Genomic DNA, 21,199 nt, shown 5'->3' on the forward strand with positions numbered 1-21,199 from the left:
GGGGACACCACAGCACCAGCACACTCGCGGCCAGCCCTTCCGTTCGCAGTACTGCGGAAACTGCCCCGAATCTGGCCGCTCCCGCTACCCTGCGGGCCACCTACGCCGCTCCACGGGGCCAATTAGAGGGTTCTGACCGCGCTTCCGTGACGACTACGGCTGAAGGGGGACGTAGGCCGTCGAGACTCCTACGGCCACCCCAAAACCGATGTCGCCCAGGCCTCGGAGGGCGGTGCGTCTTGGACTGCGCCGTTCACCAGCCACGAACCGTTCCACTCGACGTTCCACACCTGACCAGAGGCGTTCTCGAACTCAACGAAGCTCCCCGGTGCGCCTTCGAGGAGCCTGAGCTCACGCAGCAGCACGTCGTGTGTGGTGAACCCACGCGACGGGCCCACGCTGCCGCCGTCGGTCCGGGTGTTCTCGTAGCGCATCCGCAGGTACGGAGCCGGGGGCCGGGAGATGATCGTCGGCCGCAGCATGCGCTTGAACCGCAGAAGGGCCTCATCCGGGCTTTCGTCCCCGCGGAACTCGCACTGGTACGCCGGGAAGACTGCTGAAACGACCTCGTTCAGGGTTTCGTTCCGCCCATGGTGGTAGCCGTGCACGGACGGCGCAGCCGCTACCACCACGTCGAACCGGTAGGTCCCGTAGGAGAAGCCGGCGGCAATCGTAAAAGGTCGGGAGCCCGGTCCGCGCCCGAGCCGGTGCTGCCTCGCGAACTCAAGAACAGCCCTGGTCAGCCCCTCGTCGTGGACGTCCAGCGAGTTCATCTGGTAGGCCCACTGCCCGTCAGTGTCCATGGCGAGGGAGAACATGAAGCGCGACATGGGTGACCATCGCCAGGCCATAGGCAGGCCAGGCACCTCCTCGGCGTTCCCGAGTTCCGTGAAAGCCTGTTCGATGTTCATGCCGTCATCTTCTCCTCCCCCGCCAGGTGCGTGATCGGGCGGGGATCACGCCGGCTGCCGCCGCTGTTTGGCGAGGTCTTCGGCTATGGATCAAGAAGGATGCGGGCCCTGAGCAGGGCGAACGAAGCACGACCGTACATCTGCCGCTTGATCGTTTTGATTCTGTTGACGTGTCCTTCCACGATGCCGGAGCTGTAGGGGAGGGTGAGGCCGGCGGTGACGGCGTGCAGGTCCTGGCGGACGGATCCAGCGAAGATGCCGATCGCATCTGGGCCGCCCAGCGCGGCCTTCTGAATCCAGTCCCGCAGCAGGTGCCCGCGGCGTTGGCGGAGCATGTCGGTGAACTCCCGCGCGAGGTCGCAGGCCAGAGCGATCTCCGGGCAGGCACTCCGCACAGCGTCGAGCTGGGCAACATCGGAGCTGTTGAGTGACTCCTGGGGGCGCATGATCCATGAGGTGATATCGCGAGGGCGGGCAGTCACCGAGCGCGCGGGGACCGCGATGCCTTTCCGGATGGTCACCACGTAACGGTGCACAACGTGGTACCCGCCGGTGTAGCCGAGGGCGAGCACCTCGCGGTAGAGCTGCATGGAGCTGGTGCAGCCTGCATGGAAGCGGTGCTGCACGTGCTCGATGAATGGGTCGAGGACTCCGTGCCCGCGGTCCTGAGCCGAGGCGATAAGCCCTGGTAGATCCTTGTTCCGGTAGCGCCTGACCGTCTTGCGATCCAGTTGTAGGTGGCGGCCGATGGCGTTCAGCGACATGCCGGTGGCGGCGAGTTCGTTGACCTCCGCGTGGCGTTGTCGGATCCGGTTCAGAAGAGGAGTATCAGGCGGTGGGCTGGCCTCTGGTCCGGCGGGCCGTCGGAGGCAGTCACGGTGCCGGCGGCAGGTCTTCTCTACGGCTGTCGAGAGGTTCTGTAGGAGGTGCCAGCGATCTGCCACCTCCAGCGCGTCCGGGGCGGCCTGCCTGATGGCCTTGGTGAATGCCATCAGGCGGTCTCGGCAGATGATCTCGGCGCCGGGATGCTCATGGAGCCAGTTGGCGACCGTGCTGGTCTCTCGATCCGGCAGCACGTCCACCGGTCGGGAGGACTCGACGTCAACGAGGACGGTGCCGTAGGTCCGGCCCTTGCGGAACGCGAACTCGTCGATCCCGAGTATCCGAGGGGCCCGGGTCGGCACGGGCCGAGCCGTCAGCTGTCCCAGTAGGGCTGTCCGCCGACCATGGATCCGCAGTTTCGTGCATAGGCGTTGGCCTGGGCGGCCGCCGAGCTCCGCCGCGACTGCCCTCATCGCCGACCGGGCCGGCGTCGAAGTCCGCAGCCTCGGTTTGGTCAGGCCAGCCACTTGTTCCACGTATGTCCGGCGCCGGCATTGGATCTGATCGCAGAAGAACCGGCGAACATGGAGACGGACGATCATCTGACGGCCGCCAGCGGGTAGGCCGGCAACGTGACGCCAGTACCGGCTGTGGACGCGTGCCGCAGGATGCTGACATTGGGGACAGGGCCCTGGCGGTCCGCAGCAAGCCGCATCGACCATCAAGCTTTCCCCGACGACGGTGGCCTGGCGCACTACGAGATCCAGGCCAGGGAAGAGAACGCCTTCAAGCGATTCCGTCTCCATGACAACGTCATCCCCTGGCGGAACGGTCCTGCAGACCTGCTCAGGCTGCGAAGTTCAAGGCGCGAGTGATCGCCTGGGCCGTCGATTCCAGCACCCGCAGATGGCGTAGCCATCACGGAAGCGCGGTCAGAACCAATTAGAGCGCTCAGGGGCCAAGTAAAACGCTCAGGCACAAGTGCGGCCGATGACCAGGGGCGCGGCACTCGCAGAGAAAATCGAACACGTGTTTCACTTGGGGTGTGAGACCACCGTTCCGCTTCCCCGAGGACCTGATCACGCTCCAGAAGGCGTGGCAGCAGACCTACCTGGAGCTGGCGCGGTCCCCGGCCGGGGCCGGTACGACCGCGCTGCGGCGCCGGTTGATCGCCCTCTCGGGGGAGCTGTGCACCCACCCCTACTGGGCGGCCTCGACCGCCTGGCGGGCCGGCGGCGTCGAGCTGCGGCACGCCGCCCGCACCCACACCTGCGCACCGGCAGAAGGGGAGGGAGCGGCATGAGCGAGCAGACCACCGCCAAGCCCCGCCCGCAGATCTCCACCCGGGCGCCCCGCCGGACCGGCCCCTGCGCCCGGTGCGGATCCCCCTTGTGCAAGGTACGACGTTCCGGCGGCACCGCTTTCTGCTCGGATGGATCAGCTGTGGTGCAACTCTCGGGGGGTGCGGCTCTGCGGCGGGAGGTTGCACGACTCGAAGCAGGAGTTGCGGATGCGGGCGTTTCCCGTGGTGATCGAGCAGGCCGTCGCTCTCGTCCGCCGTTCCCGCACCGCGCACCTCGGCGTCCCACGTCACTTCGCGTCGCCTCAGGCCTTCGACTTGGCGTCGATCTCGGCGATCAGACCCTCGATGAGGGCCTTGATCTCGTCGCGGATGGGACGGACGGCCTCGACGCCCTGGCCGGCCGGGTCCTCGAGCTGCCAGTCGAGGTAGGTCTTGCCGGGGAAGTACGGGCAGGCATCCCCGCAGCCCATCGTGATGATGTAGTCGGAAGCCCGGGCGGCCTCCGGGGTGAGGACCTTCGGCTTCTGGTCGGAGATGTCGATCCCCAGCTCGGCCATGGCGGCCACCGCGGCCGGGTTGATCTGCTCGCCGGGCACGGATCCGGCGGATCGGACCTCGACGCGGTCGCCCGCGAGGTGGCGCAGGAACCCGGCCGCCATCTGGGAGCGGCCCGCGTTGTGGATGCAGACGAACAGGACGGAGGCGGCAGGAGCGGAGGACATCTGTTCTTCCTTGGGGTGAGGCGACTGCGGTGGGGATCTGTGGGGCTTCAGGGGGCGAGCTGGGTAAGCAGCTCGGTGGAGCCTGCCTCGGTGAGGGCCTGGGCGATGTGCGGCACCCGCCTCGCCTGCGGGGTGGATGTCCGCGGAGGAGACCGTGACGCGCTCACGCCCGGCGGGCGAGGAGGGCGGCGGCCGTCTGTGAGCGCCCGGCGTTGCGGGCGAGCAGGCGCAGCACGGTTTCCGGCGCGAAGCGGCCGGCGTATCGGGTGGCGAGGCGGGCGGCCCCGGCGGCCAGTCGTTCGTCCGGCAGGAGGAGCGAGGAAGACGAGGGCATGGCGATCCCGTTCAAAGGAGCCAATAGGGTCAGTACGGGCTGGTGTCAGCTCCAACTGATGTGACAGTATCAGTCCATGATGACGTCAGTCGACACTGATCTGATCCGGGTTCTGGCCGACCCTCTCAGGCTCCGGATCGTGACCCTGCTCGCCCGCGAGACGCTCTGCACCACCCACCTCGTGGAGGAGACGGGCGCCAAGCAGACGAACCTCTCCAACCACATGAAGGTACTGCGGGAGGCGGGGGTCGTAGAGACGGAGCCATGCGGCAGGTACATCTACTACCGCCTGCGCCCGGAGGTCATCGAAGCCCTCGCCGGTCAGTTCGCCGACCTCGCTCGGACCGCGCGAGCCACCGCCGAAGCGAACCTCAAGCGGGCCTGCCCGTAACCCGCTTCCTGCCTCACCCGCCCGAGGAGAACCTGCCTTGACCGCCTCCGTGCCCGCCGACACCGCCCCCGCCGCGGAGTCCGCCATAACCGCCGACGCTCCGCAGCCGGCGCCCGGCGCCACCCCGCCCAGAGCACCGCTGGTCGCCCGGGCGGCCGCCGAGCTGGTCGGCACGGCCGCCCTCGTGGCGGTGGTGGTCGGCTCCGGCATCCAGGCCGTCGACCTCACCGACGACGTCGCGCTGCAGCTGCTGGCCAACTCCACCGCCACCGTCTTCGGGCTCGGCGTGCTGATCGTCCTCCTCGGCCCGATCTCCGGCGCCCATTTCAACCCGGCCGTCACGCTGGCCGAGTGGTGGACCGCCCGCCGCGGCGGCGCCGGCGTCACCGCCCGCGAGCTGGCCGCGTACGTGCCCTCGCAGATCGTCGGCGCTATCGCGGGCGCGATCCTCGCGGACGCGATGTTCGGCGAACCGCTGGTCAAGTGGTCCACCCACGACCGCTCCGCAGGGAACCTCCTCCTCGGCGAGGTCGTCGCCACAGCCGGTCTGATCCTGCTGATCTTCGGCCTGGCCCGCACCGACCGTCTCCGCTTCGCCCCCGTCGCCGTCGCCTCGTACATCGGCGCCGCCTACTGGTTCACCTCCTCCACTTCCTTCGCCAACCCGGCCGTCACCATCGGCCGCGCCTTCACCGACACCTTCGCGGGCATCGCCCCGGCCTCGGTGCCCGGCTTCATCGGCATGCAACTCGTCGGCGCCGTGGTGGGCCTCGCCCTGGTGGCGGTCATCTTCATGCGCGGCACGACGGACAACGGAACGCCCTCGGTATGACGCAGCGGACGGACGTGGTGGTGATCGGCGGCGGCCAGTCAGGGCTCGCCGCCGGCTACCACCTGCGCCGTCTGGGCATCGAGCACGTCATCCTCGACGCCGAGACAGCCCCCGGCGGGGCCTGGCAGCACACCTGGGACTCCCTGCCCCTCTTCTCCCCGGCCCAGTACTCCTCCCTGCCCGGGCGGCTCATGCCCGTCCAGCAGGGTGAGCCCTACCCGGACGCCCGCCCAGGTGGTCGACTACCTCACCGACTACGAGAAGCGGTACGAACTCCCCGTCCGGCGCGGCACGCGGGTCGAGGGCGTGCACCGGGACGGGTCCGGTCTGCGGGTGGAGACGGACTCCGGACCCTGGACCGCCCGGGCGGTCATCGGCGCCACCGGCACCTGGACCCGCCCCTTCCTGCCCGCCGTTCCCGGCCGGCGCGACTACCGTGGCCGCCAGCTGCACACCGTGCAGTACCGCAGCCCGTCCAATCACCGGGCAGCGCGTGGTCGTGGTCGGGGGCGGCAACTCCGGCGCGCAGATTGCCGCCGACCTCGCCCACGCCGGCATCGACCTGACCTGGGTCACCCAGCGTCCGCCCCGCTATCTGGCCGACGACATCGACGGTCGAGCCCTCTTCGACGCGGCGACCGCCCGCCGCCGCGCCCTCGACGAAGGCCGCACCGACACCGGCGGCGTCGCGTCCCTCGGCGACATCGTCGCCGTCCCGCCCGTCCGCGCGGCCCGCGACGCCGGACTCCTCAACGCCGGGCCGATGTTCACACGCCTCACGCCGACCGGGGTCGAGTGGGCCGACGGCACCCGGGCCGAGGCGGACTCGGTCATCTGGTGCACCGGATTCCGCCCCGCCCTCGCCCCATTCGCCTCCCTGCGGTTGCGCGGCACCCGCGGCCGCATCGCCGTGGACGGCACCCGCGCCGCGGACGAGTCCCGCCTGCACCTGCTCGGCTACGGCAACTGGACCGGCCCGGCATCCGCCACCCTCATCGGGGTGGGGCGGCCGGCCCGAGATGCCGCCCGGGCGATCGCCGGCCTCCTCGCGTGAGCCGGCAGGCCCTAGTCGGAACTCCTGGGCGAAGGCCTGTTTGAACAGGTTGGTCTCGCTGATGCTTCAGCCCGTCACGGAACTGCGACGCTCCAGCAGCACGACGTCGCGCCAGACCCCGTGAAGGCGGCCGATGCGTTCGCGGGTGCCGATGACGCGGAAGCCTGCTCGTGCGTGGAGGGCCAGGCTGGCGGTGTTCTCGGGGAAGATCCCGGACTGGATGGTCCAGATCCCGGCCGCGTCCGTCGAAGCGATCAGCGCGTCCAGCAGGGCGCGGGCGACGCCACGGCCGCGGGCGGCGGGGTGGACGTACACGGAGTGCTCGACCACACCCGCGTACGCGCACCGGTCCGATACCGCGCTCGCCGCTACCCAGCCCAAAACCCTGCCGTCCTCGACGGCGACGAAGCGGTGGCCGGGCAGCTTGGCCTTGTCGAAAGCGGCCCACTCGGGGGCTTGCGTCTCGAAGGTGGCGTTGCCCTCGTCGATCCCCGACCGGTAGATGCCCAACACCTGCTCGGCATGCTTGGGCAGCAGCACCTCGATCCGCACCGCGGTCACGCCGTCTTCGCGGCGCCGGCCAGCAGCGCGCCCATGGCGGCGAGCACGGACGGCTCGACCCGGTAGTACACCCACGTTCCACGGCGCTCGGAAGACAGCAGCCCGGCCTCCTTCAGCTTCTTGAGGTGGTGGGAGACGGTGGGCTGGGAGACGCCGACGTCGGAGATGTCGCACACGCACGCCTCCCCGCCCTCGTGGGAGGCGACGGCGGAGAACAGCCGCAGGCGCACGGGGTCACCGAGAGCCTTGAACATCTTCGCCGCGACCTCGGCCTCGTCGGCCGACATCGGGCGCTCGTTCAGCGGCGGGCAGCAGGCCGCGACGACGTCGGGCTCCAGCAGCGGCAGAACCTTCGCATTCGACATACGTCTATGTTGACACACATCAAAACAAGAGGGCAGGGGGCAGCTGCGGGCCAGGTGGACGGCCGGTCGGGATGCCGCCCCGGCGACATCCCGACCGACCCCGCGCGGCGTGTTCGAGGACAGGCAGGGCGCCGTCGAGCCCGGCGAGGCAGGGCCAGTGGCGGCGGCATCCGGTGGCGAGGATCAACGCGTCCAGCCGCTTTGCAGTGCCATCGACCCACGTGACCGAGGTCGTCGGCGCGGCGAGTGAACATCTGCCGCCGATCGGGGGCGCCGGCGGTGAGGACGGCGCGGTAGCGGCCGTCATCCAGGACCGGCGGGGCGGGCGGAGCCTTATCCCCGCCGAACCGCTGCCGGGCAACGCCCTCAACTGGGCCGCCGAAAACAGGGGCCGGCTGTCGCAGCAGTGCGGCCATGACCCCCCCACCCGTTCCGGCGCCTCCGGCACCACCGGCTTCAGCCCTGCCCTGACCAGCCCATGCGCGGCGGCAAGCCCCGACTGCCCGCCTCCGATGACGACGGCTTCCACGCACTCCACGACAACGCCGGGAATTAGATGAATGTCTATGTTGACGTCTATCGATACAGGTGCCATTCTGATCACGCAAGCCATAGACAAACTTCGAAACAAGAGGAAGTCGTCATGAATGAGCCGGTTACCCCCACCAGCACGAACCGCACCGAGGCGGGTTCCTGTTGCGGCTCCGCCCCCGCAAACGCCGCCGAGGTGGCGCCCGCCCAGTCCTCACCCTGCTGTGGCACCAGCGAGAGCGCGGAAGCAGCCGGAACCTGCTGCGCCCCCCAGGCCAAGAGCGAGGCCGTCGCCACCGGCGCCGACTGCTGCTGACACCTGAAGTCCCGCCCACCCACCCGTCGGTACGAAGACCCGGAGACATGCCATGAGCGAGACCACCACCGAGCTGCCCGTCGTCGTCATCGGGGCCGGCCCCGCCGGACTCGCGGCCGCCGCCCACCTCCTCGACCGCGACATCACGCCCCTCGTCCTGGAAGCCGGCCCGCTCGCCGGGGCCGCCGTGCGCGAGTGGGCTCACGTGCGGCTGTTCTCCCGCTGGGGCGAGCTCGTCGACCCGGCCGCCGAGAAGCTCCTCGCCCCGACCGGCTGGACCAAGCCCGCCGAGGACGCCTACCCCTCCGGCGGTGACTGGGCCGAGCGCTACCTCCAGCCGCTGGCCGACGTGCTCGGCGAGCAGGTGCGCTACGGAGCGCGCGTCACCGGCGTCTCCCGCACCGGCCGCGACCGCATCGTCGACGCCGACCGCGACACCCAGCCCTTCGTCGTCCACTACGAGAACGCCGACGGCCACGAGCACCGCCTTTTCGCCCGCGCCGTCATCGACGCCTCCGGCACTTGGTCTGCTCCCAGCCCCGCAGGCGGCAGCGGACTCGCCGCCCTCGGCGAGAAGGCCGCCGCCGACCACATCACCTACCGGGTCCCGGACCTGAAGGACCCCGCGGTCCGCGCCCGCTACGCCGGGAGGCGCACCGCGGTCATCGGCTCCGGCGCCTCCGCCTTCACCGCCCTCGCCCACCTCGCCGATCTCGCCAAGTCCGAGGACGGCAAGGGCACCCACGCCACATGGATCGTGCGCCGCGGAATCTCCGGCTCCACCTTCGGTGGCGGCGCGGCCGATCAACTGCCCGCCCGCGGCGCCCTCGGCCTGGCGGCCAAGGCAGCGGTCGACGGCGGCTACGCCGACGCGGTCACCGGTTTCCGCACGGACGCCTTCGAGCGGGACGGGGAGGGTCGAGTGAACGTCATCGGTGAGGACGGCCGCCGTCTCGACCCGGTGGACGAAGTCATCGTCCTGACCGGCTTCCGCTCTGACCTGTCCTTCCTGGGCGAGCTGCGCCTGGGCCTGGACGAGCGCCTCCAGGCTCCGGTCGAGCTGGCTCCACTGATCGACCCGAACCAGCACTCCTGCGGCACCGTCTACCCCCACGGCGTGGGCGAGCTCTCCCACCCGGAGAAGGACGTCTACCTCGTCGGCATGAAGTCCTACGGCCGCGCTCCCACCTTCCTCGCCCTGACCGGCTACGAGCAGGTCCGCTCCATCGCCGCCCACCTCGCCGGCGACCAGGAAGCCGCCGAGCGCGTCGAACTCACCCTCCCCGAAACCGGGGTGTGCGGCGGCGCGGGCCTGTTCGACGAGCCGGAGGCCGCCGAAGCGACCGGTGGCGGCTGCTGCGCAGCCCCGGCCACCCTCACCATCGGCAGTGCGCCCGCCTCCTCCGGCGGCTGCTGAACCGTGCCCGACACCCAGGCCGGCGTGGCCGCGACCGGAACAGGGGACCGGTCGCGGCCACGCGCCGTCCTGCCCGCCCTCTGCCTCACCCAGATCACCGGCTGGGGCATCGTCTACTACGCCTTCCCCGTCCTCAATCCCGCCATCACCGCCGACACCGGCTGGAGCGCGGGAGCGACCACCGCGGCGTTCTCCGCCGCCCTCGTCGTCTCCGCCATGGCCGGGATCTACGTCGGCCGCGTCCTGGACCACCGCGGCCCCCGTACCGTCATGACCGCAGGCTCGGTCCTCGGCTCCCTGAGCCTGCTGGTGATCGCCGCAGCGCCCAACCTCCCCCTGTTCTTCGCCGGGTGGCTTCTCGCCGGGGCCGCGATGGCCGCCATCTTCTACCAGCCCGCCTTCGCCGCCCTCACCCGCTGGTGGGCCCCCGACCACATCCGCGCACTCACGATCGTCACCCTTGCCGGCGGACTCGCCTCCACCGTCTTCGCACCCCTGACCGCAATACTCGCCGACCACATGTCCTGGCGCGCCACCTACGTGGTGCTCGCCGGCATCCTCGCCGTCCTGACCGTCCCGGCCCACGCGCTCGCCCTGAAAGCCCCCTGGCCACCGGCCCCTCCGAGCCCGCCGCACCTCACCGGCGGCCACGAGCAAGTCGTGCGCAGCCGGGCGTTCCGGATGCTGGCCGCCACCTTCACCCTCTCCGCGTTCGCCATGTACGCCGTCGTCATCGGCCTCGTCCCCCTCCTGATCGAACGCGGCTACACCACCACCCAGGCCGCATGGGCCCTCGGGCTCGGTGGCGCGGGCCAGACCCTCGGCCGCACCCTGTACGCGTCCCTCGCCCGCCGCCTGGGCGTCACCGCCCGCACCGTCACCCTGATCGCACTCGGCGCCCTCACCACCGCGGCCCTCGCAACCGTGGCCGGCCCGTATGCCCTGCTCATCGCGGTATCCGTCCTCGCCGGGGTGATCCGAGGCAATCTCACCCTCCTCCAGGCCACCGCTGTCACCGACCGCTGGGGCACCACCCACTACGGACGGCTCTCGGGGCTCCTCGGCGCACCGGCCCACGCTGCAGCCGCCCTCGCCCCCTTCGCCGGCGCGGTCCTGGCCGGACCCCTCGGTGGCTACCCCGCTCTGTTCGCACTGCTCGCGGCCTTGTCGATCACTGCCGCTGTCACAGCCCTCGGGGCCCACGAGCGCAACCGGAAGGAATGACTCACCCGAACCGGCGAGCTGCTCGCCACGCCGAAGGACCTGCGCAGCACCTATGCCGACCTGCAACTGGAGCGGGCCGCCTGTGCCGCGCTCCACCAGGCCCTGACCGCCGGGACCGGGTCAGGAAGCTCGGCGAGCGTCTTCGCGGCCTGCGGGGACAGACGTACCGCCCACTGCTGACCGGTCACCGGCGCCGACCGAGGACGTCGTCCAGGTCCACGAAGCCGGACTCGTCGCGGCCGGAGTCCATGAAGGCGTCGACGGCCGGGGCCGCGGCGACGCGCAGCTGCCAGGTACGCACCACCTCGTGCAAGGGGGTGAGGCTGAAGGAGTCGTGGGCATCCTCAAGGGCCTTGGCCCAGTCCCGCTCGAACGCCGGCACCCACATCTCCGCCCGGCGGTCCGCGCGCAGTTGCGCACGGAGTTCGGCCGCAGCACCGGGGGCGGGCGCGTACGGCGGGACGGGTACGTGGTCGACGGGTTGAGTGCTCACGGGATCCTCCAAACGGGTTGTACCGCCACGGTAGCCGCCGCAGCGGTGGAGAGAGGAGGGGTTCAGCCCTCACAGCTGGTGGCGGTGGCTCTGGACGTAGCGGCATGCCGGCGTGGCAGTCAGCTGCCCGGCCGTGCGGGCCGAGAACGTGGCCAGCCGTTCGGGCAGGGGCACGGCAGCCTCACGGACGACGGACAGCTACGCGGTCCAGTCCGGGGCTTTGTTCACGCCAGAGGGTGCGTCTCCGCAGCGCCGCCGGTCGTCGTGTCGTCAGCGACCGGCCTCCGCGTGGAGAGCCCGCGCCACGGGGGAGGATCCGTCAGTGACGAAGGAACGGATCTGTGCCAGGTAGGCGTCCCGGTCGATACGGCCGTCACGGTCCTCGTCCAGCGCGTCGAAGGCCGCACCGGCGTTGTCTGCGGGGTTGCCCAGGGCCTGGCGCAGCCGGGTGAACTCCGCCCGGTCGAGGTGGCCGTCGCGGTCGGCGTCGGCCAGGTCGAACAGTGATCCCAGAGCCGGCCTGCACACCTCGTCGAAGGCCTCCGCGCCCGCCCACGCCTCGTACTCGGTGAAGGTCACCCGGCCGTCCCGGTTCGCGTCCATCGAAGCGAACACCCTCTCGTGCGCGGTGCGCGCCAAGGACAGGAGCGGGTCGTCGCCCGCCCGGCCCAGGGCCGCTGCCGCGCGTTCGGGCCGGGCCAGGTACTCCTGGCGGGAAATGGCCCCGTCGCCGTCGACGTCCAGCATCGAGAAGATGTGCCGCTTGGCCGTGATGGCGTCCACCCGAACCTACTTTCCTGCGCAAAGCCGGAGGAGCGGCGGGTGCCGCCCTCACCCCGGAAACGATCAACCCGGCACCAGGTCACCTGGTCACCTGGTCACCGCAGTGTGGTGACGTTCAAGGACGGCGAGGAGGTGCACTCCTCGGTCGTCCGCCTGGAGATCGGCACCGATCAGGCGATGGGAGTGCTGCGCGGTGAGCCCGGTCCGGTCCACCCGGACAAGGACGGCACGTTCGAGTCGACGTTCACTCCGTGCGGGGTGACCACGCACGGTTCGACGGAGACGGATCACGTGTGCACGCAGAAGGACGTGGATGAGAGCACCTGTCCCGTCAATTGGCGGTGGCGGCGCTGTACCGGGGTGGGAGTCGGCGGCCGTGGGCTCCCCGCGTTGTCCCCGGCACCACGGGGAGCCCACGGCCGCCACCCCTCGGCGAGGTAACGGCCTGAGGAGCGGGGGTGAACTCCACGTCCGTGCCGCCGCGGACGTGCCGCTCCGTGGTCCCGTGGCGATCGGTGCAGCGGCAGCGGGTGAGCCGGGCCCGGGCGGTCAGCCCGGTGACGCTGGCTGCATCCTCGCCGAACCAGCCGGCCAGGGCGTTCCCCGGGGTATCGGCGAGGGCGACCCCGGTGGGCGCCCCTGCGGGCCCGCCGTACGAAACGACACGGGCCGGCGGCGCACGCGATCCGCCTCCCGCGGCCTCGGTCCGATGCGGCTGCTCCCGCCGGCCCAATGGCGTTCCCCCGTGCGGGGGCGAACGATCGTTTCCCCTGTTCCGCTCCCCTGGCACATCGCGCCATGATCGCGACGGTCGCCCGCACCGTGAACCTGCACGCCGTCCCTCGGAGGCATCCGCCCGTGGCCCTCGTCATCGTCGTCGCCGCACTCGCCCTGATCGCAGGTCTCGCCGCCAACCGCTACCTGCGACCCCGGCTCCTCAACGAGGACGACGACACGGGCATGGCCGTCAAAGACCTCGTCGGCCCCCTCCTGACGCTGACTGTCCTGCTCCTTGCCTTCGTCCTGGTCACGGCCAACGGCTCCTACGGCAAAGCCGAAGTCTCGTCCCGCGGCGAGGCCCGCGCCCTGGACCAGCTCGTCGAGACGGCGGAGTACGCACCCGCAGCACAGCGGGCACGGATCCAGGCGGACGCGGTCTGCTACGCCCGCGCCGTGCGCCGACAGGAGTGGCCGGCGATGGCCGAAGGACACGGCTCCCCCACGCCGAGCGTCTGGTCGACCGACTTCCGCCAGGCGTTTCGCGACCTGGAAGGCAAGCCGGTCTTCGGCATGCTGGTCGCCGCGGACAACAAGCGCTCCGACGAGCGCGAAGAGCGGCTCACCCAGGCAACCGCCAGCATCCCCAGCGCCATCCTCTGGTTCCTCCTCGCCACCCTGGCCATCACAGTGGTCGCCCTCGGCATCTGCCTGCCCCGCAGGAACAACCGCGGCCAACTGATCACGCTCATCGTGATCACCGCGCTGCTGACCACCACGCTGTGCATCATCCGGGACGTCGACCGCCCCTTCGGCGGCATCATCAGCGTCCGGCCGACGGCGATCACCGAGGCCGAACGACAGGCCACCCGCGACTTCACGACCAACCACCCGGCCTCCGACCTGCCCTGCGACCACCAGGGCAACCGCAAGGCCGCCTGACCGCGGCCCCGCCCACGGCGGCCGTCGTCCCGTTGCCGTTCGGCTGTACACGGTCGAGCGCCGCGACGGCGAGGCGAATACAACGCTTTGTCAGCGGACGACGTCGAAGACGTTCTTCTGCAGCCCGTTCGCGTACACCTCGTGCTCGACGAGCTTCAGCTTCTGTGTGTCCTTGTCGGTGGTGCTGAAGAGCCGCTTGCCCGCGCCGAGCAGCAGCGGGAAGACGAGCAGGTGGTAGCGGTCGATCAGGCCGGCGTCCGACAGGGCCTGGTTCAGGGAGGCACTGCCGTGGACGATGATCGGGCCGCCCTCGGTCTCCTTCAGCGCGGCGACCTCGTCGAGCGAACGCAGGATCGTCGTCTCGCCCCAGTTCGACACCAGGTCGTCCTCGGTGAGGGTGGTGGAGACGATGTACTTCGGCATCACCTTGTAGTCGGCGAAGTCCTCCATGTCGGGCCACACCTGGCTGAACGCCTCGTAGCTGGTCCGGCCCAGCAGTATCGCGGAGGCTTCCTTCTGCTCCCGGCCCTTGATCTCGAACGCCTCGGGGAGGAACTCGACGTCCTTGAAGGTCCAACCGGAGTTCCGGTAACCGGGCTCGCCGCCTGGGCCCTCCACGACGCCGTCGAGCGAGAGGAAAGCCGTGCTGATCAGGGTACGCATCTCGGGTTCCTTGGTGTCTCGTGTCCGGTTCTCAACGGGTTCGACCGATGCACGCTTCGACCGCACTCGTGGCTACGGTGCAGCAATCATGATCCATGGCTGTGGTTCATGGAAGGACATCCACGTGACCGGCCCCGCCGCGCACCTCGCAGGTAGGGCGACATCCCTCGCGGGCGTGCCCCGGACGGCCACCACCGTGACCAAGAATTCGCCGAGCGCGGCAGACCTGGCCCGAAGCCGTCTCGACCGGCCGTGTTCCGGACAACTTGCGCCGGAAGGACGCGGAGGGGCGGTGGACGGGGTTTTTGCGGGCAGGCGAAGGCCGACTACGTCCATGCACCGCCTCCGGGCCCAGCAGCTCCGGCCGAACGCCCGACAAGGCGGTGTTCTGCTCAAGGAGGTTTCACCATGCTGATCACCGTCACACGCACCGGCGGGTTTGCGGGCGGGGAACAGACCGCTTCTCTCGAAACGGAGTGCCGCAGCGACCAGCTCGAGCTGGAGCGGCTGGCCGAGCGTGCGCTCAGCGGTGAGAGCCCTGCGGGGCAGGGCCCCGTTCCTGACGGCTTCAGCTACGTCGTCCGCGTCGACAGCAAGCTGGTGGAGTTACAGGATCCGTACCTCACCGAGGACCAGCGGCAGCTGATCGACATTGTTCTGGCCGCTGTAGCCTGACGGGCCCGACCGGGACCGGTAGGGCCGGTCCCGGTCGTTCAGCCACCCTTGATTCTCGACTCGGGCCGACGCCTGGCTCTCTGCTCCGCGATCGACTCGACACCTCCCCGCACCCCCACGCTCGCCGAGCTGGCCATGGACCGGGCCCGCACAAGACGTGGGAGGCAACCTCCCCGCCCGAACTGCGCAGCAGGCGCGCGTGATTGCGCGCCCCGAAGGCGCTCAACGGTGCACTACTCGGCGTCCGGTGAGCCGGGTCGGCGTGACCTTCATCCAATGGGTCCGGTCGCCGCCGGCCCAGGGCAGCGAGCGGGCCACGGCATCGAGCCGCTTGATGACAGCGGCATCGGTGATGCCTTTCGCTTCGCCCACGGCCATCACGCTCCAGCCCGTGTGCATGACCTCGTCGATGTGATCGACCTCGAAAGCCACCTCGGTCCCGGCGGCCCCGGCGATGGCCGTCTCTTCGGACGTGCGGAAGGCGATCTCACCGCCGGCCACCACGTAGTTCACGGGGAAGATGGCCGGCCCCCGGGTGCTGAAGACCCCGACCCTGCCGATGCCGTGCGTGGACAGGAGATGTCGGCACTCGTCGTAGGTCAGCGCGACCAGGTGCGCGTCGCGCAGGCTGGTGCCCCGGCCGGGCGGATGGTCGGCGGTCGCTCCGGTGAGTTCCGCGACGGTCGTCTCCAGCCCGTCGGCGAGGCGCAGCAAGGAGCCGATGGCGGGCGACGCGGCGCGCTCCTCCAGATAGGCGACGTACGTGGCATCACTGCCGCAGCGCTCGCCCAGCTCTTCCCGGCTGAGGCCGAGTTCCTCGCGGCGGGCGGCGATCCGGCGTCCCAGGTCGGTTCGTCCGGCAGGCGTCGCGGTGGAGGCGGATCCCGGTGTGCCGGTGTTCATGGCCGTCACGCCCCGTCGGTTTCGTGCCCGGCCGCGGAGGCGACCACGTCGTGCTGGGGGCCGCCGAGTACGACCTTCAGGGCACCGGTGTCACCGGCGCGGGAGAAGACGTCGTACGCCTCTTCCATCTGTCCCAGCTCGAAGCGGTGGGTCACCAGCTCGCCACCCGGCAGGCGGCCGGCCGCCATCATGCGGAGCAGCATCGGGGTGGAGGAGGTGTCGACCAGCCCCGTGGTGATGGTGACGTCCTTGATCCACAGGTCTTCGAGGTGCAGGGTGGCGGGCTTGCCGTGGACGCCGATGTTCGCGACCCGGCCGCCGGGGCGAACCATCCGGGTGCACATCTCGAAGGCCTCCGGTACGCCGACCGCCTCGATGACCACGTCGGCACCGAGCCCGTCGGTGAGGTCGGCCACCAGCTGTTCCGGCTGCTCGGTGGCTCCGGCGGTCGCGTCCGCGCCGAAGGCCCGGGCCGCTGCCAGCCTCGACTCGGCGAGGTCGACGGCGATGATCCGCCCGGGGCTGTACAGGCGGGCCGTGGCGATGGCCGCGAGGCCGATCGGACCCGCTCCGACCACCACGACCGTGTCTCCCGGCCGCACCTTCCCGTTGAGTACGCCCACCTCGTACGAGGTGGGGAAGATGTCGGCCAGCAGCACCGCGTCGTGGCTCTCCACGGCGCTGGGGAGCAGGTGGACGGAGAGGTCGGCGAAGGGCACCCGGACGTATTCGGCCTGCGCGCCGTCGATGGTGTGCCCGAGTACCCAGCCACCGCCGCCGCGGCACTGGCCGTAGCGGCTCTCGCGGCAGTAGCTGCACCGGCCGCACGAGGAGATGCAGGAGATGAGGACCCTGTCCCCGGGGCGGACGGTGTGGACGTCTCCGCCGATCTCGACGACGGTTCCGACAGCCTCGTGCCCCAGGATCCGGCCCGGCGTCACCTCGGGTACATCGCCCTTGACGATGTGCAGATCGGTGCCGCAGATGGTCACGGCATCGACCCGGACGATCGCGTCGGCGGCGTCCTTGATCGCGGGGTCCGGGACGTCCTGCCAGGCGGTCTGCCCCGGGCCTTGGAAGACGAGTGCCTTCATGACTTTCGCCCTGCTTCCTGTCGCTCGTCCAGTGGGGAACACTGCCAGGCTGGCCCGACGTCCGTCCCGAGCGCATGGGCCGGTCGGTCCCCGTCCTGGGCCCGTCGGCCCCCTCCCCGCGCCATACGCCGAATGGGATGGTGAAGACCGGTACCCGCCTCGAAAGGAGGGCTGCCGCCATGGCCGAGACAGCCCCGACCGCCGTGCCCTCCTCCGCCCGCCCGGCGCTGCTGCGCTTCCTCGGGGGCGTGCGGACCGTGACCGGCAGCAAGTTCCTGGTGGAGAGCGATCACGCCCGCATCCTCGTCGACTGCGGTCTCTTCCAGGGTTTCGCGGACCTGCGGCGGCGCAACTGGGACAGGCTGGCGTGCGACGCCTCCGACATCCATGCCGTGGTCGTCACCCATGCCCACCTGGACCACTGCGGCTACCTGCCTCGCCTGGTCAGGCACGGCTTCCGCGGGCCGATTCTGGCCAGCTCCCGTACCGCTCGCCTCGCCGAGATCGTTCTGCGTGACAGCGCGAAGCTGCAGATGGAGGCCGCCCGGCACGCCAACGAGCACGGCTGGTCCAAACACCGGCCCGCCTCTCCGCTGTACGACGACGGCGATGTGGACCGGACGGTCACGTACTTCGACCCCGTGCCGGTGGGCGAGGAGGTCGAGATCATTGCCGGGACGAAGCTGAAACTGCGGCACGGCGGCCACATCCTCGGCTCCGCCTGGGTCCACCTCACGCTGGAGGACGGACACACCCTCGCATTCAGTGGCGACCTCGGCCGTCCCGGCCACCCCCTGCTGCTCCCCCCGGAGCCGTTCTCGGGTGCCGACGTGCTGCTGATGGAGTCCACCTACGGAGACCGACGCCATGATCACGTGACGGCTCAGCGGGAATTCGGCGCCGTGATCGCCAGAACGCTGGGTCGGGGTGGAACCGTGGTGATCCCGGCCTTCGCGATCGACCGCACCGAGGTCGTCCTGCATGAACTCGCCGGCCTGCGACGCGAGGGCATCCTGCCGCCGAACGTTCCCGTCCACGTGGACAGTCCCATGGCCCTGGCCGCCCTCGACGTCTACCGGGACGCCTTGCGCACCCGCTCCCCCGAGCTGCGGCCGGAGGTTCTCGCCCAGGGCGAATCCGCGATCGGCCCGGAGCCGTTCCTGGCGGCCCGCAGCATTCAGGAGTCCATCGACATCAACAGCACCACCGGGCCGGCCGTCATCGTGTCCTCGGCCGGCATGGCCACGGGCGGACGCGTCCTGCACCACCTGAGGCGGGTTCTCCCCGACCCCCGCAACGCCGTGGTCGTCGTCGGGTTCGCCGCCGCCGGTACGCGGGCCCGCGACCCACGACGTCGTGGCGGTCACCCCCTATGCCGATTTCAAGGAGTCCGGCCGTGACCGTCCGGCCCACCGCCACCCTCCCCCAGGCCGCCCGACTCATGGCCGAGCGGCACGTCAAACGCCTCCCGGTCGTCGACGCGGACGGTACCGTCAGCCGCGCCGACCTCCTCAAGGTCTTCCTCCGTTCCGACGACGAGCTCGCCGCCGAGATCCGACACGAGGTCGTCGAGCCGCTCTTCCCCGTTTCTCGGAAGGCGCTGAAGGTCGATGTCACCCACGGGGTCGTCACGCTCACCGGAAAGGTGCGCGACGCACACCTCATCCCGATGGCCACGCGCCTCGCGCAGGCCGTCGAGGGGATCGTGAGCGTGCACAACCACCTGGTAACGCTCGCGCCCTCCACCGACGACGGAGCCTGAGGGGGCAGATCCCCCCTCATCGGCCACACGTGCGCCGCGAGGGGAAACACCGCGACGGCCCGCGCGTGCCCCGCCGACCAGGAGAAAGGCTGCCAAAGGCATCCTTGTCGGGTCTCCGCACAGGCCTCGCTTGACTGCTGGTCGGCGCAACAGGTAGGGAGAGGGGCTGTATCGCGCAAGGTGTGAAACGGGGGACAAATGAAGCCGCTCGAAACGGGTGATCCCACCTCGCTCGGCGAGGGCCGCTACCGGCTGGTGGGACGGCTCGGCCAGGGGGGCATGGGCGTGGTCTACCTGGGCCGCTCCCGGTCCGGCCGTGCGGTCGCCGTCAAGGTCGTACGTCCCGAGCTGAGCACCGAGCCCGGGTTCAAGCGCAGGTTCGCCGATGAGGTCGCGGCCGCTCGGCGGGTCGGCGGCTTCCACACCGCGCCGGTGGTCGACGCCGACCCGGACGGGGAGCCGGCCTGGCTGGTGACGGCCTTCGTGCCCGGTCCCACCCTGCAAGCGGTACTCGCGCGCGTCGGATCGCTTCCCCTGGACACGCTCACCGTCCTGGCCGCCGGGCTGGCCGAGGCACTGGAGGCGATCCACCGGGCGGGAGTCATCCACCGCGACCTCAAGCCCGCCAACATCATCGTCGCGGAGGACGGACCGCGTGTCATCGATTTCGGCATCGCGCGCGCCCTGGACGGAACGTCCCTCACACAGACCGGCCTGCAGATCGGCACGCCCGGATTCCTGGCGCCCGAGCAGCTCACCGGCGGTGGGGCGCTCACCCCTGCGGTCGACATGTTCGCTCTGGGGGTGGTGCTCACCCAGGCGGCGGGCGGCGCCCCCTTCGGCGACGGCCCGTCCGCGGCCAGGCACTTCAAGGTGGTCTACGAGGAGCCGGACCTGACCGCGGTGCCCGGTGAACTCCGCGAAGCCATCGGCGCCTGTCTGTCCAAGGACCCGGCGGCGAGACCCACCCCGGCCGCCTTCCTCGGCACTCTGACCGTCCGGCACCCGGACGGTGGCTCCTGGCTGCCGGAGGCGGCAACGCAGCTGCTCCCGGCCCCGGAACCGGCGGTGCTGCCCACCCCGCCGGACAGCCCGTCGGACACCGCGCACGACGTCCCGGAACCGGCGGTGCTTCCCACCGCGCAGGCCAGCCCGTCGGACACCGCGCAGGAACTCCCCGTACCGGACGCCGCCCCGCTCGTCGTCGCGGAGCCCCGTGCGGACCAGTCGCGCACCGTGACGGGGCCCTCGGCTCGGCTCTCCCCCGCCCCCGCGGAGGGGCCGCAGGCGGTGTCGGGAAAGCCCCGGCGGCGCCGCGCGGTGGTGGCGGCAGTGCTCGTGACGTCCCTCGCGGCCGTCGGCGTGTTCGTCTGGCAGCCCTGGAAGGACTCCGCCAAGGACAATTCCAAGGACCGCGCGGCCACACCCACCGGCTCCGCCCCTGCCCCTGCCGCGTTCCCGGCCGATCCCCTGCTGATCCGGCAGGACACCGCCCCGGGCTGGCCCGCGACGTGCCACAGCGTCATCGCCCGCAGGGACGCCGCGACGGAGAAGCCCGTGGTGCTCATCACCGGGGGCGCAGGCGCATGCGACACCTTGCCCCAGTGGTCCCCCGACCGCAGGTCGTTCGCCTTCACCCGCAGCACCCCCGAGGGCACGGCCGTCTGGACCGCCAACGCCGACGGTTCGAACCCGCGGCGGATCACCTCCGTCGCCGGCGGCAGGGTGTCCTGGTCGCCGGACGGCAGCCGGCTCGCCGTGCTGCGCAAGGAGGACGGTGTGCAGCAGCTGTTCGTGGTCGGCGTCGCCGACGGCGTGGCTCGCCGGCTCACCTCGGGCCGGGGCCAGGTCGAGGATCCCGCATGGTCACCGGACGGCAGGAGCATCGCGGTCTGCATGCAGACACCGTCAGATGACTGGCAGATCCACGTGGTCGACCCCGCCGCCCCGGACCGCGCCCCGCAGCAGGTGACCCGGCTGCCCCATCCGGCGCTCGACCCGGTGTGGTCGCCCGACGGCACCACCTTCGCCTACACGGCGGGCACCTACGCCAAAGGCACTCAGGGCGACATCCGCCTCGTGAACGCCGACGGCAGTGACGATCGTGAACTGGTCGCCACCGACGCCCAGGAGATGGACCCCTCCTGGTCCGTCGACGGCAAGTGGGTGGCCTTCGTCCGCGGGCCGTACGAGAAGCCCGTGATCTGGGCCGTGCGCACGGACAGGACCGGCGAGCGCGCGCTCACCACCGACACCGCTGCCGAAGGGCACCCCGCCTGGCGCTGAGAGCGTAAGCGGCCGTTGGGGCTGTCCTGGCCGTACCCGGCCCGCGTATCCGGCGGCCCTGAGATGGCCGGCCCCGAGCCGGCCGAGGGGCAGGCCCT

Annotated in this window: 23 protein-coding genes and 1 pseudogene; 12 read left to right on the forward strand and 12 right to left on the reverse strand. The window is 70.8% G+C overall.

The genetic code is table 11. From position 1 onward, the window contains the following. Positions 1-188: 188 nt before the first annotated feature. Complete coding sequence (locus IE257_RS17000; RefSeq protein ID WP_189969476.1) at positions 189-911, reverse strand: hypothetical protein; 723 nt, start codon at positions 909-911, stop codon at positions 189-191. An 83-nt stretch (positions 912-994) separates the two neighbouring features. Further along, positions 995-2,539: an ISL3 family transposase gene (locus IE257_RS17005; protein ID WP_189969478.1), complete on the reverse strand. Its 1,545-nt coding sequence runs from the start codon at positions 2,537-2,539 to the stop codon at positions 995-997. Positions 2,540-2,778: 239 nt separating this feature from the next. Here IE257_RS17005 and IE257_RS17010 point away from each other — a divergent pair, with 239 nt between their 5' ends. Beyond that, positions 2,779-3,036 carry a DUF8825 domain-containing protein gene (locus IE257_RS17010; protein ID WP_189969480.1) on the forward strand — a complete coding sequence of 86 codons (258 nt, stop codon included), beginning with the start codon at positions 2,779-2,781 and terminating at the stop codon, positions 3,034-3,036. Between the two features lie 302 nt (positions 3,037-3,338). Here the strand turns inward: IE257_RS17010 and IE257_RS17015 are convergent, their stop codons facing one another. Next, a complete protein-coding gene (locus tag IE257_RS17015; protein WP_189969482.1) occupies positions 3,339-3,758 on the reverse strand; it encodes an arsenate reductase ArsC in 420 nt (139 codons plus the stop codon). A 163-nt stretch (positions 3,759-3,921) separates the two neighbouring features. Next, a complete protein-coding gene (locus IE257_RS17020; RefSeq protein ID WP_189969484.1) occupies positions 3,922-4,092 on the reverse strand; it encodes a hypothetical protein in 171 nt (56 codons plus the stop codon). Positions 4,093-4,168: 76 nt separating this feature from the next. On the opposite strand from IE257_RS17020, the gene IE257_RS17025 reads away from it, so the two are divergent. From IE257_RS17025 to IE257_RS17035, 3 genes and pseudogenes are all read left to right on the forward strand, one after another. Then, positions 4,169-4,483: an ArsR/SmtB family transcription factor gene (locus IE257_RS17025; RefSeq protein ID WP_189969486.1), complete on the forward strand. Its 315-nt coding sequence runs from the start codon at positions 4,169-4,171 to the stop codon at positions 4,481-4,483. A gap of 37 nt (positions 4,484-4,520) precedes the next feature. Further along, positions 4,521-5,315 carry an aquaporin gene (locus IE257_RS17030; protein ID WP_189969488.1) on the forward strand — a complete coding sequence of 265 codons (795 nt, stop codon included), beginning with the start codon at positions 4,521-4,523 and terminating at the stop codon, positions 5,313-5,315. Then, a pseudogene (locus IE257_RS17035) lies at positions 5,312-6,369 on the forward strand (ArsO family NAD(P)H-dependent flavin-containing monooxygenase). Before IE257_RS17030 ends, IE257_RS17035 begins: the two are co-directional and overlap by 4 nt. A gap of 66 nt (positions 6,370-6,435) precedes the next feature. On the opposite strand, the gene IE257_RS17040 reads toward IE257_RS17035, so the two are convergent. From IE257_RS17040 to IE257_RS39460, 3 genes are read right to left on the reverse strand one after another with little or no spacing between them, the layout of a single operon-like run. Further along, entirely contained in the window at positions 6,436-6,930 is a 495-nt protein-coding gene (locus IE257_RS17040; protein WP_189969490.1) for a GNAT family N-acetyltransferase, read from the reverse strand. Then, positions 6,927-7,295, reverse strand: a complete 369-nt coding sequence (locus IE257_RS17045) for an ArsR/SmtB family transcription factor (RefSeq protein WP_189969492.1) — start codon at positions 7,293-7,295, stop codon at positions 6,927-6,929. The genes IE257_RS17040 and IE257_RS17045 overlap by 4 nt, the downstream gene beginning before the upstream one ends. Positions 7,296-7,314: 19 nt before the next feature. After that, complete coding sequence (locus tag IE257_RS39460; RefSeq protein WP_373301830.1) at positions 7,315-7,908, reverse strand: NAD(P)-binding protein; 594 nt, start codon at positions 7,906-7,908, stop codon at positions 7,315-7,317. A gap of 30 nt (positions 7,909-7,938) precedes the next feature. Here IE257_RS39460 and IE257_RS17055 point away from each other — a divergent pair, with 30 nt between their 5' ends. The 3 genes from IE257_RS17055 to IE257_RS17065 are packed head-to-tail and all read left to right on the forward strand — an operon-like array spanning position 7,939 to position 10,783. Then, positions 7,939-8,142 carry a hypothetical protein gene (locus tag IE257_RS17055; RefSeq protein WP_189969495.1) on the forward strand — a complete coding sequence of 68 codons (204 nt, stop codon included), beginning with the start codon at positions 7,939-7,941 and terminating at the stop codon, positions 8,140-8,142. Positions 8,143-8,194: 52 nt separating this feature from the next. Continuing rightward, positions 8,195-9,559 carry an NAD(P)-binding domain-containing protein gene (locus tag IE257_RS17060; protein ID WP_189969497.1) on the forward strand — a complete coding sequence of 455 codons (1,365 nt, stop codon included), beginning with the start codon at positions 8,195-8,197 and terminating at the stop codon, positions 9,557-9,559. Between the two features lie 3 nt (positions 9,560-9,562). Then, the gene (locus tag IE257_RS17065; protein WP_189969499.1) at positions 9,563-10,783 is read left to right on the forward strand and encodes an MFS transporter; all 1,221 of its coding nucleotides are present in this window, start codon (positions 9,563-9,565) and stop codon (positions 10,781-10,783) included. Between the two features lie 184 nt (positions 10,784-10,967). On the opposite strand, the gene IE257_RS17070 is transcribed toward IE257_RS17065, so the two are convergent. Together IE257_RS17070 and IE257_RS17075 are read right to left on the reverse strand one after the other, a co-directional pair. Next, positions 10,968-11,276, reverse strand: a complete 309-nt coding sequence (locus IE257_RS17070; RefSeq protein ID WP_189969501.1) for a DUF6247 family protein — start codon at positions 11,274-11,276, stop codon at positions 10,968-10,970. Positions 11,277-11,546: 270 nt separating this feature from the next. Beyond that, the gene (locus IE257_RS17075; RefSeq protein ID WP_189969503.1) at positions 11,547-12,059 is read right to left on the reverse strand and encodes an EF-hand domain-containing protein; all 513 of its coding nucleotides are present in this window, start codon (positions 12,057-12,059) and stop codon (positions 11,547-11,549) included. A gap of 798 nt (positions 12,060-12,857) precedes the next feature. On the opposite strand from IE257_RS17075, the gene IE257_RS17080 reads away from it, so the two are divergent. After that, the gene (locus tag IE257_RS17080) at positions 12,858-13,718 is read left to right on the forward strand and encodes a bestrophin-like domain (protein ID WP_229920434.1); all 861 of its coding nucleotides are present in this window, start codon (positions 12,858-12,860) and stop codon (positions 13,716-13,718) included. Positions 13,719-13,808: 90 nt separating this feature from the next. Here IE257_RS17080 and IE257_RS17085 read toward each other — a convergent pair whose 3' ends face one another. Next, positions 13,809-14,381: a dihydrofolate reductase family protein gene (locus IE257_RS17085; RefSeq protein ID WP_189969505.1), complete on the reverse strand. Its 573-nt coding sequence runs from the start codon at positions 14,379-14,381 to the stop codon at positions 13,809-13,811. Positions 14,382-14,789: 408 nt separating this feature from the next. Between IE257_RS17085 and IE257_RS17090 the strand changes: the two genes are divergently transcribed. Beyond that, positions 14,790-15,056, forward strand: coding sequence for a protealysin inhibitor emfourin (locus tag IE257_RS17090; protein ID WP_189969507.1), 267 nt, complete (start codon positions 14,790-14,792; stop codon positions 15,054-15,056). A gap of 222 nt (positions 15,057-15,278) precedes the next feature. Here the strand turns inward: IE257_RS17090 and IE257_RS17095 are convergent, their stop codons facing one another. Together IE257_RS17095 and IE257_RS17100 are read right to left on the reverse strand one after the other, a co-directional pair. After that, positions 15,279-15,959, reverse strand: coding sequence for a helix-turn-helix domain-containing protein (locus IE257_RS17095; protein ID WP_189969509.1), 681 nt, complete (start codon positions 15,957-15,959; stop codon positions 15,279-15,281). Between the two features lie 5 nt (positions 15,960-15,964). After that, a complete protein-coding gene (locus IE257_RS17100) occupies positions 15,965-17,053 on the reverse strand; it encodes an alcohol dehydrogenase catalytic domain-containing protein (protein WP_189969511.1) in 1,089 nt (362 codons plus the stop codon). Between the two features lie 179 nt (positions 17,054-17,232). Here IE257_RS17100 and IE257_RS17105 point away from each other — a divergent pair, with 179 nt between their 5' ends. The 3 genes from IE257_RS17105 to IE257_RS17115 all read left to right on the forward strand — a co-directional run bounded on the left by IE257_RS17105 (position 17,233) and on the right by IE257_RS17115 (position 21,101). After that, a complete protein-coding gene (locus IE257_RS17105) occupies positions 17,233-18,453 on the forward strand; it encodes an MBL fold metallo-hydrolase (RefSeq protein WP_229920435.1) in 1,221 nt (406 codons plus the stop codon). After that, on the forward strand, positions 18,450-18,815 hold the full coding sequence (locus IE257_RS17110; RefSeq protein ID WP_372453076.1) for a BON domain-containing protein: 366 nt from the start codon (positions 18,450-18,452) through the stop codon (positions 18,813-18,815). Before IE257_RS17105 ends, IE257_RS17110 begins: the two co-directional genes overlap by 4 nt. A gap of 198 nt (positions 18,816-19,013) precedes the next feature. Continuing rightward, positions 19,014-21,101, forward strand: a complete 2,088-nt coding sequence (locus IE257_RS17115; RefSeq protein ID WP_189969513.1) for a protein kinase domain-containing protein — start codon at positions 19,014-19,016, stop codon at positions 21,099-21,101. Positions 21,102-21,199: the final 98 nt, after the last annotated feature.

The sequence above is a fragment of the Streptomyces avidinii genome (assembly GCF_014650695.1).
Classification (GTDB): Bacteria; Actinomycetota; Actinomycetes; order Streptomycetales; family Streptomycetaceae; genus Streptomyces; species Streptomyces avidinii.